Genomic DNA, 13,781 nt, shown 5'->3' with positions numbered 1-13,781 from the left:
TCACCAGTCGACGGCGATGTACTTGCTCTCAGTGAAGGCCAGCAGTCCCTCGACGCCACCTTCGCGGCCGAGGCCGCTCTCCTTGACGCCACCGAAAGGCGCCGCCGGGTCGGAGACCAGCCCTCGGTTGAGGCCGACCATCCCGGCCTCGATCCGTTCGCTGACGCGCAAGCCCCGGGCGAGGTCACCGGTGTACACATAGGAGACGAGGCCGTACTCGGTGTTGTTGGCGAGTGCGACCGCCTCGTCCTCCGAGGTGAAGGTGGTGATGGGAGCGACGGGGCCGAAGATCTCGGTGCGCAGGATCTCCGCGTCGGCCGCGACGTCCGTCAGGACTGTCGGGGGGTAGAAGTAGCCCGAGCCTTCCGGCGTCTTGCCACCCAGCTGGAGGGTCGCACCACCGGCGAGGGCTGCGCCCACGAGGTCGGCGACCTTGGTCCTGGTGGCCTCGTTGACGAGAGGTCCGACCTTCACCGCGGAATCCGACCCGGGCCCCGTACTCAGCGCGCCCATGGCTCGGGTCAGGCGGGCGCCGAACTCCTCGGCGATGCCGGCCTCGACGTAGAAGCGGTTGGCCGCGGTGCAGGCCTCTCCCCCGTTCCGCATCTTGGCGACCATGGCGCCCTCGATCGCTCGGTCGAGGTCAGCGTCGGCGAAGACGAGGAACGGGGCGTTCCCGCCCAGCTCCATGGAGCAGTTGATGATGTGGTCGTTGGCCAGGTTGAGGAGTGTCCGGCCGACCTCCGTGGAGCCGGTGAAGGACAGCTTGCGCACCCGCGGGTCCGAGAGCATGGCAGAAACCACCGCGCTCGACCGCTTCGACGGCAGCACGTTCACCACCCCCGCCGGTAGGCCGGCCTCCTCCATCAAGGCGGCCAGGGCGAGCGCCGTCAGTGGTGTCTCGCTGGCAGGCTTGAGGATGGTTGTGCAGCCAGCGGCGAGTGCGGGAGCGATCTTGCGGGCGGCCATCGCGGCGGGGAAGTTCCACGGCGTCACCAACAGCGCGACCCCGACCGGCTGCCGGATGACGATGATCTTGTTCGTCCCACCGGGCGCTGTCTGGATCTCGCCGCGCACCCGAACCGCTTCTTCGGCGTACCAGCGGAAGAACTCCGCCGAGTAGAGCACCTCCCCGCGGGCGTCGGCCAGCGCCTTCCCGTTCTCGGCCGTGATCAGCAGCGCCAGTTCGTCGGCTCGGTCCACCATCAGCTGATAGGTCCGCTGCAAGACCTCCGAACGCTTGCGCGGGGCCGTGGCAGCCCACGCCTTCGCCGTGGCAGCAGCCGCCTCGACGCAGTCGAGAGCGTCGTCGACCGTGCCGTTGGCCACCGTGGCCAGGCGGAGCCCCGTGGCGGGGTCGAGCACGTCGAAGGTCGAGCCGTCGGAGGCGGGTCGCTGGGCCCCCGCGATGATGAGCTGGGTGGGGACCTTGGCGACGGCGTCGGCCACGATCTGCGTGTGCGTCTTGAAACGGTCCATGTCGCTCACAGGTAGAGCCTCTGGTTGATGACCTGCTCCTCGTACTCCTTGCGGGCCTGCTGGGTGCTCTCGAGCTCGGACACCTCCGAGACTGGGACGTCCCACCAGGCTCCCGAGCCGCCGAAGCGGCCCTTGGCGTCCACCTTGATGTAGATGACCACCGTGTTCTCGATCCCGGTGGCCTCCGACAACGCGCTCCTCAGCTCGTCGGCGGTCTCAGCCTTCAGCACGGTGGCGCCGTAGCTGGCAGCGTTGGCGGCGAGGTCGATGCCCACCCGATCGTCGGAGTACTGGCCGTCCTCGCCGCGATGGTTGAAGCGGCAGGCGAAGCCCTGCGACCCGCGGGTCTCCGACAGCGCGGCGATCGAGCCGTAGCCGTAGTTGTCGACGAGCAGGACGGTCAGCTTCAGGCCCTCCTGGACCGCCGTCATGATCTCCTGGCTCGACAGCAGGAACGTCCCATCGCCGATGAAGCAGAAGACGTCCCGGTCGGGGTCGGCCATCTTGCCGCCCAGGGCGCCGCCGATCTCGTAGCCCATGCAGGAGTTGCCGTACTCAAGGTCGTAGGCCTTGGGGTCGGACGGGCGCCAGAGCCGGTGCAGGTCGCCAGGCATCGAGCCGGCGGCGTTGACCACCAGGTGCTTGTCGCCCGCGACCGCGTTGACCAGTCCGATGGCCTCGGCCTGGGACAGGGTGGGCGCGTTCTGGACCTCGATGATGCGGTCGACTTCGGTCCGCCAGCTGTCGGCGGCCTGCTCGACCTCGGCCCGGTAGGCCGAGTCGACGCTGAAGCCGCCGAGCAGCTCGCCCAGCTCGACCAGCGTCTCGCGGGCGTCGCCGACCAGCGCGGTCCCCGACTCCTTCAGAGCGTCCATCTCGGTGACGTTGATGTTCACGAAGTGCACGTCCGGGTTGGTGAACATGGTGTTCGAGGCCGTGGTGAAGTCGGTGTAGCGGGTGCCGATGCCGATGATCACGTCGGCGGCGTTGGCGAGAGCATTCGCGAACACCGATCCGCTGGCCCCGAGCGCGTTGACCATCTGGGGGTGGTCGTACGGCAGGCTCGCCTTCCCGGCCTGCGTCACCCCGACCGGGATACCGGTCGTCGAGGCGAACGTGGCGAGTTCATCCGTCGCGGCGGAGTAGATGACCCCCCCGCCGGCGATGATCACGGGTCGCTTCGCGCCGCTGATCAACTGCGCGGCGCGGCGCAAGGCGGCACGGTCGGCCCGGGCACGGGCCACGTGCCAGGTGCGCTCCCGGAAGAGGGCGCTGGGGTAGTCCCACGCCTCGGCCTGGACGTCCTGCGGCAGGGAGATCGTCACCGCACCGGTGTCGGCCGGGCTGGTGAGGGTGCGCATCGCCTCGAGGAGGGCCGTAGGCAGCTGATCGGGCCGGTTGATCCGGTCCCAGTACTTCGAGACTGCCTTGAAGGCGTCGCTCGCCGAGTAGTCCCAGGAGAAGCTCGACTCGAGCTGCTGCAGGACCGGGCCCGTGCGGCGGCTGGCGAAGATGTCGCTGGGCAGGCACAGGACCGGCAGACGGTTCACCGTTGCCGTGGCGGCGCCGGTGATCATGTTGGTCGCCCCGGGCCCGATCGAGGTGCTGCAGGCCAGCGCGCCCAGGCGGTTCTTCGCCTTCGCGTAGCCGGTGGCGATGTGCACCATGCCCTGCTCGTTGCGGGCCTGGTAGAGGCGGAAGTCCTTGCGGTACTGCAGGAGGGCCTGGCCGACCCCGGCCACGTTGCCATGGCCGAAGATGCCGACGGCGCCGCCGAAGAAGGGCCGGGTCTCGCCGTCTCGCTCGACCTGCTGGGCGGCGAGGAACTTCACGACGGCCTGGGCGGTGGTGAGCCGCTGGGTGGGGTGGGAGTTGGGCACTGCGCGATCCTTAAGGGAGAGCACGGACGAGCGGGACGGGGACGAGACGGATCAGGTGCTGGGGTGGCGCGGGATGAACGGCAGCCGGCTGTCGATGCCCTCCGCCTCCCAGGCGTCCTGCGTTCCTCGGAGGCAGGGGTCCTGGAAGGCTTGCAGCGTCCGCTCGGGGGCCGGTCCCGCCAAGACGTTCAGGTAGTACAGGTCGTGGCCGTGCGCAGCGACGGTCGTGTGGTAGCCCCAAGGGATGAGCAAGAGCTCGCCGTCACGCACCGTCTGGATCAGCTCGAAGTCACGCTCCGGGCTGTAGACGCGCTGAACCGCCCAGCCGTTCTCGGGGTCGCGCAACCGGTAGTAGTAGGTCTCCTCGAGCTCGGACTCGCCCTCGACGTCGTGCTCGTGCTTGTGCGGCGGGTAGCTCGACCAGTTGCCCCCAGGGGTCCAGACCTCGACGACGTGCAGCCGGTCGGCGGGGAAGTCGGGCAGCATCAGGCTGCCCACCTGGCGGGAGGCGTTGCCCCCGCCGCGGAGCTCGATGCCGATGTCGTCGGGCGTGACCAGGACGGGCTCGTGCTTCTCCGTCGCCGGCGCCTCGGCGACGGCCAGCTCGAGCGCGGTCGTCGCGGTCACCGTCACCGCTGTGTCGCGGGGCAGGTAAAGGCAGTGGCCGAGGCCGTCGAACACGCTCTGCCGTCCGCCGAAGGTCCAGGACGCGCCGGCCGCGGTCGCCTCGGCAACGCCGGAGAGCGGGACGAGGGCACGCTCCTGGTCGTTGGCCAGCAGCTCCAGCGTCTCGCCCGGAGCCAGAACCTTTACCGCGAACGAGACATAGGTCCACCCTGCGTCTACGGGCTTGATCTGCTCCCAGCCCTTGGCCAGGACCTGCGGGGTGCTCATGGGTCGTGGACCCTCCGTTCGACGATGAACTGCTTCGGACATGCGCGGCCGGACTCGACTCGGGGTCGCTTGCTCACCGGACGCAAATGAACGTATCGTGGGACGGACGCAATGTCCACTCACCGGTAAGAAGAGTTTTCCACTCTCTCGCCCGCCGTGAGCAGAGCACCCTCGCAACCCAGATCTGGGAGTCACAGATGACCCTGCAAGAAGTCAGCTCGTCCGTCCCCGAGCTCGGCGTCGCCATGATCGGCAGCGGCTTGATGGCGAAGTCGCACACCATGGGGTACCGCAACGTCGAGAGCGTCTACGGCACCACACCGCTCCGGCCACGGTTCACGGTGCTGGCCGACGCGAGCGCGGATCTCGCCCGCAGGGGGGCGGAGTCCCTGGGCTACGAGCGCTGGACCACCGACTGGCGCGAGGCTGTCGTCGCCCCCGAGGTCGACGTCGTCGACATCGTCACGCCGAACTTCCTGCACAAGGAGATCGCCATGGCGGCGATCGAGGCAGGGAAGCACGTCTACTGCGAGAAGCCCCTGGCTCTCAGCGCCGCCGACGCGAAGGAGATGTACGAAGCCGCCGAGGGCCGCAGGCGTCAAGACCCTGGTGGGCTTCAACTACCTCCGCAACCCGGCCATCGCCGAGGCGCGCCGGCTGGTGCGCGAGGGCGTCCTCGGCGACATCTGGAGCTTCTCGGGGAGCTTCGTGCTCGACGCGTGCAGCGACCCCGACGTCCCGTTCACCTGGCGCTTCGAGCGGAAGCGCGCCGGCACCGGTGCGCTGGGTGACCTGGGAGCGCACATCGTGTCGCTCGCCCACGTCCTCGTGGGTCCGATCAGCGCGGTCTCAGGCCTGAGCAGGACCTTCATCAAGACCCGGCCCGAACCTACCGGGGTCTTCGGGTACGGCAGCGGGGCCGACCTGAGGGCGCCCCGCCACGAGGTCGAGAACGACGACGCGACAACCTTCCTCGTCGAGTTCGCCAACGGGGCCAGCGGCCACATCGAGGCCTCCCGGGTGGCTACGGGCCGCACCTGGCACCAGAGCATCGAGCTCATCGGCAGCAAGGGTGCCCTGCAGTTCGTGCAGCAGGACATCCACACCCTGCGGCTCTACGTCAGCGGCGACCCACTCGAGCGCAAGGGCTACCGGGAGGTCGAGCTGGGTCCCAGCCACGGCGACTACGGAGCGTTCTGGCCCTTCGCCGGCGTGCCGCTCGGCGTGCACGAACTCAAGACCATCGAGGTCCACGAGTGGCTGAACGCCATCGCCGAGGACCGGGCGGCGGATGGCGATTTCGAGGAGGGCTGGCGCGTCTGCGAGGTGCTGGACGCCGTGGAGCAGTCAGCGGCCGAGCGTCGCTGGGTCGACGTCCCCCACTGAGAACAATTATCGTCAGATGGACGTAACGTCCATAGGGCGATAGAGTATTACCCCACCACCCTCGAACAAGGATCCAGGTGACAGCCTTGAGTACCGACGTCGTCCAGCAGGAGCGAGACCCAGGCGAGCTCGCCGCCATCGCACAGCAGGCCCGCTGGCAGGTGATCAAGGCGGTGACCAACGCGAAAGCCGGCCACATCGGTGGTCCGCTGTCGATGATGGACCTGCTCGTGAACCTCTACTTCGACGAGCTGAACGTCGACCCCACCCGGCCCGACGACCCCGACCGCGACCGGTTCATCCTCTCCAAGGGGCACGCAGCCATCGGTCTGTACGCGGTGCTCGCGCTCAAGGGCTACCTGCCGCTGGACGAGCTCGCAACCTTCGACAAGGGCGACTCGCGGCTGCAGGGCCACCCCGACGTGACCCGGCTACCCGGGGTTGACTCGTCGACCGGCTCACTCGGTCAGGGGCTCTCAGTCGGCGTCGGCATGGCCCTGGGGGCGCGGCTCGGGAAGAAGGATTTCCACACCTGGGTGCTGCTCGGCGACGGCGAGATCCAGGAGGGCATGGTCTGGGAGGCGGTCCAGGCGGCGGCGCGCTACAAGCTGGCCAATCTGACCGCGATCGTCGACCGCAATGGGCTGCAGCAGTTCGGCCTGCCGTCCTCGGAGGAGACGAGCCTCACCGACCGCGGCGACCGCCGCGACCCGTGGTTCGGGGTCGACCTCGCCGCGGTGTTCCACGCCTTCGGCTGGCGGGTCGTCGAGATCGACGGGCACGACCACGCCCAGATCAAGAGCGCATACGACCTGGCTCGCGCCGGAGACCAGCAGGGCCGGCCGACCGTGATCCTCGCGCACACGGTCAAGGGCAAGGGCCTGTCCCTGGCCGAGGGCGTCTACACCTGGCACAGCATCGTGCCGACCCAGGAGGACTTCGAGCGCGCACGCCAAGAGCTCGAGGCCGACGAGCTCGACGTGCTCGACAACCACCAGCTCAGCAGAACGGGAGTGAAGGCATGAAGGCCATGCGAGACGTGTGGGGCGAGAAGCTGGTCGAGCTCGGTCAGAGCGACCCGCGCACGGTCGTGCTCGACGGCGACCTGGCGAACTCGACCAAGGTCGACAAGTTCGCCAAGGCGCACCCCGAACGCTTCTTCCAGATGGGCATCGCCGAGCAGAACCTCATCGGCGCGGCGGCCGGGCTCGCCAGTGTGGGCTACGTCCCCTGGACATCCTCCTTCACGGTGTTCTTCACCCACCGGGCGATCGACCCGGTCCGGATGCTGGTCGCGCAGAGCCACGCGAACGTCAAGATCGTCGGCTCCTACTCGGGGCTGCTGATCGGCGCCGTCGGCAAGACCCACCTCGACGTCCAGGACCTGGCCATCATGAGGGCCATGCCGGACATGACCGTGCTGGCGCCGGCCGACGGCCCCGAGCTGCTCGCGATGATGGACTGGGCACAGACCTACGAGGGTCCGGTCTACCTGCGCATCGTCCGCGACGCCGTGCCGGACCTGTTCGGGCCCGACCACACTTTCACCCCGGGCGCCGTGCACCGGCTGCGGGACGGCTCCGACGTGGCCCTGGTCTCCACCGGACCCCAGACCGGACGGGTGCTCGCCGCAGCCGACCAGCTGGCGGCGAAGCGGATCGAGGCCCGGGTCGTCCACGTGGGCTGCCTGAAGCCGCTGGACGAGGACGCCCTGCGCGCCGAGCTTGCCGGCTACGACCTGGTGGTCACCGCCGAGGAGCACTCGGTCCTGGGCGGGCTGGGCGGACTGGTCGCTGAAGTGCTGACGGCCACGGGCCCGGCTCCACGGATCGAGCGGATCGGCGTTCGCGACACCTGGGGCGAGTCCGCCGGGAACGACTTCATGCTCACCAAGCACGGACTCTCCGCCGAACTCGTCAGCAGGCGGGTCGCGGGCGTCCTCGGCTCCCGCGTTCCCGCCTGATCTGCTCCGCCCCCTGTTGTCCGTGCACTCGTCGAAGAGGTCCACATGCGTTTAGGTCTGATCGGTCTGGGGCGCATCGGAGCGTTCCACGCCACCACACTGAGCAGTCTCGACCAGGTCGAATCGCTCGTCGTCTACGACGCCGCGCCCGCCCTGGTGGCCCAGACCGTCGAGCGGCTCGGCGCGGGAGCCGCGGACAGCCCTGAGGTGCTGCTGCGGTCCGGGGTCGACGGGGTGGTCATCGCCGCTGCCACGAACGCGCACCCCGAGCTGATCCTCGCCGCGCTCGAGGCGGGTCTTCCCACCTTCTGCGAGAAGCCGGTCGCCAGCGACCCGCACGCGAGCGAGGAGATCCTGCGTCGGGCCGCGTCCTCCGGCGTCCAGGTCCAGATCGGGTACCCCCGCCGGTTCGACGCGGCCTTCGCCGCGGCGCGGGAGGCCGTCGCCGACGGCAGCCTCGGGTGGCTGCACACGGTGCGGTCCACCACGCTGGACCCGGCGCCACCGCCCGACGGCTACGTCCGGGCCTCGGGCGGGATCTTCCGTGACTGCAGCGTGCACGACTTCGACGCCGTGCGCTTCGTCACCGGGCAGGAGGTGGTGGAGGTGTACGCGACCGGGTCCAACCAGGGCGCGGCGATCTTCGCCGAGTGCGATGACGTGGACACCGCCGCCACCGTGCTCACGCTGGAGTCGGGGGCCCTCGCGGTCGTCTCGAACTCCCGCTACAACGCGCGGGGCTACGACGTCCGCCTCGAGGTGCACGGGTCGAAGGACAGCGTCGCCGCCGGTCTCGAGGAGCGCTGGCCCATCCGCTCCACCGAGCCGGGGGTGAGCTTCCCGGGCGGAACGGCGCACGCCTTCTTCATGGACCGGTTCGCCGACGCGTTCCGGGCCGAGCTGGACGCCTTCACCGAGGTCGTGTCCGGCAGCCGGACCTCGCCCTGCACGGTGGCTGACGCCGTCGAGGTCGGCTGGATCGCCGAAGCGGCCGACCTGTCGCGTCGCCAGCACCGCCCGGTGCGCATGGATGAGGTCCGTGCGAAGCCGAGTGCGCCGTGACGGGGGTCGCGCCTGACCTGATCGCCGCGTGCTGGACCTCCGCCGGCAACGTCGTACCCTTCCGGACCGGACCGCTCAGCCCGCTGGACGTCCTGACGCGGATCCGGGCGGTGGCCGAGGCCGGGTACACCGGCTTTGGCCTCACCCGCGAGGACCTCGTCGTGGCCCGCGAGACGGTCGGCCTGGGCACGGTCGCCTCGGCGCTGCGTGACCACGGCATCACCACCGTGCAGCTCGAGCGGCTGACGGACTGGTGGGCCGACGGTGAGCGGCGTCGTGCGGCGGACGCGGCCCGGAAGGACCTCTTCGAGGCCTGCCCGGCGCTCGGGGTCGACAACATCAAGGTTGGAGCGGACGACGAGGGCGCCCCGATCGAGTACGGGCCGTTCTGCGAGGCCTTCGACGCTCTCGCCGACGACGCCGCTCGGGCCGGGGTGAAGATCGGGTTCGAGAACACGCCCTTCTCCTACCGGATCCGGACCACCGAGGAGGCGATCGCTCTCGTCACCGAGGTCGGCAACCCGAACGCCGGGGTCGTTCTGGACATCTGGCACGCCTACCGCGGCGGTAGCGACTACCAGGTGATCGCCGATACCCTGCCGCTGGCGCACCTGTTCGGCGTCGAGCTCGACGACGGCGACGCCGAGCCGGTGGGCACCCTGCTCGAGGACACGTTCGACCGCCGACGTCCCTGCGGGGAGGGAGACTTCGACGTAGCCGCATTCATCCTCGCCGTCCGGGACATCGGCTGGACCGGGCCCTGGGGCGTCGAGGACATGTCCGTCACGTCGCGCTCGTTGCCGGTCACCGACGCCCTCGTGCGGGCCCGCGACGCAGCACTCGCCAGCTTTGCGGAGGCCGACCGGCGCGCCGGACCGGTCTCGGGGCAGGTGCCCTCATGAGCGAGCCGCTGCGGCTCGGCGTCCTCGGTGCGGCCCGGATCAGCGACGTCTCGCTGCTCGGTCCGGCTGCCGAGCTGGGGGTGCGCCTGGTCGCCGTGGCCACTCGCGACCGCGGACGCAGCGAGGCGTACGCGCGCGAGCACGGCATCGAACGGGTGCACGACAGCTACGCCGACGTCATCGCCGACCCCGAGGTCGAGGCCATCTACAATCCGTTGCCCAACAGCGCTCACGCGCCCTGGAACCTGGCCGCGATCGCGGCCCGGAAGCACGTGCTCACGGAGAAGCCGGCCGCCAGCAACGCAGCCGAGGCCGCCCGCGTCCACGACGCAGCAGCGGGAACGGGACTGGTCGTCCTCGAGGGCTTCCACTACCGGTACCACCCCCAGTTCGACCGGCTGGCCCAGATCGTGTCCGGTGAGGCCATCGGCGACTTCGAGCATCTCGACGTCACCATGGCGATGCCGGCACCCGACGAGGACGACCTGCGCTGGTCCTGGCCACTTTCCGGGGGCGCCATGATGGACTTGGGCTGCTACTGCGTTCACGTCATCCGGTCCGTCGCCGGACTACAGGGCGCCGAGCCGACCCTGGTGGCCGCCACGGCAACGCAGCGAGCAGGACGCCCCCAGATCGACGAGTCCTTCGAGGCCGAGCTCCGCCTTCTTGACGGCGTCCCGGCCTTCGCTCACGTGGACATGGCCGCGAGCGCCTTCACCATGACGATCGCGGCCACGGGGTCGCGAGGATCAGCGCTGTTCGCCGACTTCGTCCACCCTCACGATGACGACCGGCTGCTCATCACCGTCGACGGTCAGGACCGCGTCGAGCACCTCGACGCCCGCTCCACGTACAGCTACCAGCTCGAGACCTTCGTCGCCGCGATCCGGGACGGCCGGCCGTTCCCCACCACGACCGCGGACACCGTCGCGACCATGGAACTCGTCGACGCGTGCTACCGGACCGCCGGCCTCCTCCCCCGCGGGACAGCATGAACCCGGCCGCGCACTGCCCCCCCGACGGCGACGACAGTCGCCTCCTCCGCCGCCGCCTGGACCTCGCGCTCAGCACGGCACCACCAGCAGGAGATCAACCACGCCGAGGCCTGGAGCAGCAGCTGCAACAACACGACTGCCGTGCTGTCGACCCAACTTGAAGGTGGGAGAGCGTTGAGAGGACGTCCTGAGCGGCGAAACCTGTCCGCGCCGCCGCCTGCGACCGGAGACACCCAGGGCCGTGACAGACTTGCCCGTACTATGGATCCGGCTCGCGACTCCGGCGGCCTCGAGATCATCAGCAAGGTCGCCGCCGTCCTGCGAACCCTCGAGGATCGCGGCGACACGACTGCCGCCGACCTCGCCGCCACACTCCAGGAGCCCCTCAGCTCCGTCTACCGGCTCCTGCAGAGCCTGACGGCGACCGGGTGGGTCGACCGTGGCCCCAAGCGTGGGACCTATCGGCTGGGTCTCTCGCTCATGACGATCGGTGGGCTGGTCGAAGATCAGCTGGACATCCGCGAAGCATGCTTGCCCTCGCTCCGGACCCTGGTCGACGCGATCGGCGTCACCAGCTTCCTGTGCGTCCGCCGAGGCGCCCGCGCTGTGTGCCTCGAACGTCTCGAAGGATTCGCAGTCCAGTCCCTCGCCATGCAGCTCGGTGGCTCACTCCCCCTCTACGCGGGAGCGGCTCCCCGTGCCCTGCTCGCCTTCCTCGCGCCCGCTGAGCAGGACGCTGTCCTGTCCGACACCACCGGACGGCTCCGCGACGACCCACCGCCACCAGCACTCGCCACTCTCCGGGCTGATCTCGCCCAGATCAGAACCCAGGGCTACTCCATCTCCGACGGCGACGTCACCCCAGGCATCGCCGCTCTCGGCGCGCCGGTGTTCAACCACCGGGGCGAGGTCGACGGGTCACTGTCCATCAGCGGCCTCCGCGGCCAGGTCCTCGCGACTCCGGTCCTCGAGACCAACGTCACACTCCTCCTCAAGGCCGCCGCCCAGGCCAGCGCAGCTCTGGGCTGGGAGGACAGCTGATGCCGACGGAAGCGTTACCGATGGGCATCCTGCAACGCTCCTCGAAACTGGTGCAGCTGCTCGCCGAGCGTGGGCCGATGAGCACGGCCGACGCCGCCGAGCAGGTCGGCATGCCCAGACCCAGCCTCTACCGGCTCGCGGACGCCTTGACGCAAGCTCGGCTGATCGAGCCGACTCCGGACGGCCGGCTCCGCGTCGGCTTGCAGTGGCTGAGGCTGGCCGACGCCACCCGCACGGGCATGACCGAGTGGGCAGGCGCCCGGGAGGTTCTCGACGAGCTCGCCAGTGCCACCGGACAGACCGTCTACCTCAGCGTGCCGCGGGCGGACCGGGCCGTCTGCATCGACTGGTCCCGGGGCCGCGGGGTGAGCGTGCTGGCCCTCAAACCCGGCCGCACCCTGCCTCTCTACGCCGGCGCAGCCGGCCGGGTCACGCTCGCCTTCCGGCCGGAACCGCTCGAGGAATACCTGGAAGACGCGCCCTTTCCACCCTTCACCGAGCACACCCTGACCGGCGCGGATGAGCTCCGTGCTGACGTCGCGGCGACCAGGAGCCGCGGCTACAGCATCTCTGACGAGGACGTCACCCCGGGCATCGGCGCGCTCGGCGTCCCCCTCCTCCACGACGGAACCCTGAGAGGGGCTCTGTCCCTCGGTGGCCTCGCCGGCGACCTGCGCGCCAACCGCCCCGGCTTCACCGCGGCCCTGCAGTCGGCAGCGACGCGGCTGGCCAGCAGCTAGCCAGTCGCAGCGAGCCGTCCTCCACGCCGACAGTCAGCGCTGGAACCAGGACGCCGACGGCGCTCTGCGGACCCCCGAGCCGGAAGCATCGTCATCGAGGGCAGCTCCAACTCCACCGCGGCTTGTGCAACGCTCGAGCACACCACCAGGCCATCACCGATCTCGTCACGTTCGGCCGGACGCACCTCGGGTACCTGGCACCGAGGCGTGACCTCGACGGCGACGTCCTCGCGCCGGTCCTCATCCACCGGCGCGGTGAGGCTGCGCCGAGGGTCGACCTCGCACCTGGGCGTGGCGGGCAGCAGCGAGTAGGCCTTGGACTGCTCTGGCCCGGCCCGGGTGTCGACGACCTGAGAAGCGTCCGCGGCTCGCGTCTTATCGCGTAGTGTACAAACTGTCCGATAGGCGATAACCTATCGCCATCGCCTGGGGGCATCAGTCATCCATGCAGACCCTGGAGCAGGAGTGCCTGCCTCCGATCTCTCCATCGCGAGAAGGGCAAGCCCATGGACAGCAGCAGGCCCAGCCAGGCAGCGAGCGGCCCCGGCGACCCCGCTGCGGGCGAGAGCCTGACTGCTCTGCGGCACCACGCGTCCTCGGTTACCGACCGGCCCGCCGTCCCTGTGTTCTTCCTGTCCGACTCCACCGGGATCAGCGCAGAGACCATGGGGAACGCGCTCCTCATCCAGTTCCCCTACTTGCGCTTCGACCGACGACTCATCCCCTTCATCACCTCAGTCGATGAGGCGCGGAAAGTCGTCGCCATCCTCGACGCCGCCATGGACGGCGAGGTGACGCCGCTGGCGTTCGCCACCGCAGCGGTCGAGGAGATCCGGACGGAGCTGCACACGTCGCGCTGCCCCATCATCGACTTCTTCGACATGCACATGACCCGGGTCGAGGCGATCCTCGACGCCAAGGGTGAGCGGGTCGCCTCCCAGCTGCACGGCGTGGGAGACATCAAGCGCTACAACGCCCGCATGGCCGCCGTGGAGTACGCCATCGAACACGACGACGGTCAGAGCCTCCGTGCGCTCGGCAAGGCCGACGTCATCCTGGTCGCGCCGTCTCGGTGCGGGAAGACGCCGACCACCATGTACCTGGCCCTCCAGCATGGTCTCCTCGTCGCCAACTACCCGCTGGTCGAGGAGGACCTCGAGCAGACCGTGCTGCCTCGTCCGATCCGAGCGCTGCGGGACCGCTGCTTCGGCATCACCACCACCCCCGCGCGGCTCCGGCAGGTCCGGCAAGAGCGCCGCCCCCACTCCACCTACGCCTCCCTGGAGCAGTGCACCTGGGAGCTGCGTCGCGCCGAGGCGCTCTTCTCCACCCACGACCTGCCCACCATCAACTCCTCCGCCAAGTCCGTCGAGGAGATGTCCACGGTCATCCTGCAGCGCCTCGCCGCCAACGCGTGACCATCCCGATACACCGAAAGG

The 13,781-nt window shown here is 69.7% G+C and carries 13 protein-coding genes; 10 read left to right on the top strand and 3 right to left on the bottom strand.

Features of this window, described 5'->3' with window-relative positions; genetic code table 11:
- Genes BLT72_RS00740 through iolB form a run of 3 tightly spaced genes read right to left on the bottom strand, consistent with a single transcriptional unit; the run spans position 1 to position 4,253 of the window.
- Positions 1 to 1,479 carry an NAD-dependent succinate-semialdehyde dehydrogenase gene (locus BLT72_RS00740; RefSeq protein ID WP_091416367.1) on the bottom strand — a complete coding sequence of 493 codons (1,479 nt, stop codon included), beginning with the start codon at positions 1,477 to 1,479 and terminating at the stop codon, positions 1 to 3.
- 5 nt (positions 1,480 to 1,484) lie between these two features.
- Entirely contained in the window at positions 1,485 to 3,359 is a 1,875-nt protein-coding gene (gene iolD, locus BLT72_RS00735) for a 3D-(3,5/4)-trihydroxycyclohexane-1,2-dione acylhydrolase (decyclizing) (protein ID WP_172826001.1), read from the bottom strand.
- 51 nt (positions 3,360 to 3,410) lie between these two features.
- A complete protein-coding gene (gene iolB / locus BLT72_RS00730; RefSeq protein WP_157720208.1) occupies positions 3,411 to 4,253 on the bottom strand; it encodes a 5-deoxy-glucuronate isomerase in 843 nt (280 codons plus the stop codon).
- Positions 4,254 to 4,450: 197 nt separating this feature from the next.
- Between iolB and BLT72_RS22895 the strand changes: the two genes are divergently transcribed.
- The 10 genes from BLT72_RS22895 (at position 4,451) to BLT72_RS00680 (ending at position 13,760) form a co-directional block, all read left to right on the top strand.
- Positions 4,451 to 5,044, top strand: a complete 594-nt coding sequence (locus tag BLT72_RS22895; RefSeq protein ID WP_231930250.1) for a Gfo/Idh/MocA family protein — start codon at positions 4,451 to 4,453, stop codon at positions 5,042 to 5,044.
- Positions 4,938 to 5,639: a Gfo/Idh/MocA family protein gene (locus BLT72_RS00720; RefSeq protein WP_425349254.1), complete on the top strand. Its 702-nt coding sequence runs from the start codon at positions 4,938 to 4,940 to the stop codon at positions 5,637 to 5,639. The genes BLT72_RS22895 and BLT72_RS00720 overlap by 107 nt, the downstream gene beginning before the upstream one ends.
- Positions 5,640 to 5,716: 77 nt before the next feature.
- The gene (locus tag BLT72_RS00715; RefSeq protein WP_231930248.1) at positions 5,717 to 6,664 is read left to right on the top strand and encodes a transketolase; all 948 of its coding nucleotides are present in this window, start codon (positions 5,717 to 5,719) and stop codon (positions 6,662 to 6,664) included.
- Positions 6,661 to 7,602, top strand: coding sequence for a transketolase family protein (locus BLT72_RS00710; RefSeq protein ID WP_091408733.1), 942 nt, complete (start codon positions 6,661 to 6,663; stop codon positions 7,600 to 7,602). Before BLT72_RS00715 ends, BLT72_RS00710 begins: the two co-directional genes overlap by 4 nt.
- A gap of 45 nt (positions 7,603 to 7,647) precedes the next feature.
- Positions 7,648 to 8,664, top strand: coding sequence for a Gfo/Idh/MocA family protein (locus BLT72_RS00705; RefSeq protein WP_091408730.1), 1,017 nt, complete (start codon positions 7,648 to 7,650; stop codon positions 8,662 to 8,664).
- Positions 8,661 to 9,566 (top strand): sugar phosphate isomerase/epimerase family protein, encoded by a 906-nt coding sequence (locus BLT72_RS00700; protein ID WP_091408727.1) that lies wholly within the window; start codon positions 8,661 to 8,663, stop codon positions 9,564 to 9,566. The genes BLT72_RS00705 and BLT72_RS00700 overlap by 4 nt, the downstream gene beginning before the upstream one ends.
- Positions 9,563 to 10,561 (top strand): Gfo/Idh/MocA family protein, encoded by a 999-nt coding sequence (locus tag BLT72_RS00695; protein WP_091408724.1) that lies wholly within the window; start codon positions 9,563 to 9,565, stop codon positions 10,559 to 10,561. Before BLT72_RS00700 ends, BLT72_RS00695 begins: the two co-directional genes overlap by 4 nt.
- A gap of 261 nt (positions 10,562 to 10,822) precedes the next feature.
- Positions 10,823 to 11,602 (top strand): IclR family transcriptional regulator, encoded by a 780-nt coding sequence (locus BLT72_RS00690; protein ID WP_091408720.1) that lies wholly within the window; start codon positions 10,823 to 10,825, stop codon positions 11,600 to 11,602.
- Positions 11,602 to 12,342, top strand: a complete 741-nt coding sequence (locus tag BLT72_RS00685; RefSeq protein WP_091408716.1) for an IclR family transcriptional regulator — start codon at positions 11,602 to 11,604, stop codon at positions 12,340 to 12,342. Before BLT72_RS00690 ends, BLT72_RS00685 begins: the two co-directional genes overlap by 1 nt.
- Positions 12,343 to 12,965: 623 nt before the next feature.
- Positions 12,966 to 13,760: a pyruvate, water dikinase regulatory protein gene (locus BLT72_RS00680; protein ID WP_280949267.1), complete on the top strand. Its 795-nt coding sequence runs from the start codon at positions 12,966 to 12,968 to the stop codon at positions 13,758 to 13,760.
- Positions 13,761 to 13,781 lie beyond the last annotated feature (21 nt).

Source organism: Friedmanniella luteola (assembly GCF_900105065.1).
GTDB classification, from domain to species: domain Bacteria; phylum Actinomycetota; class Actinomycetes; order Propionibacteriales; family Propionibacteriaceae; genus Microlunatus; species Microlunatus luteolus.
Note: the sequence above shows the minus strand (reverse complement) of the source record. Positions and strands in the feature narration are given on the sequence as shown.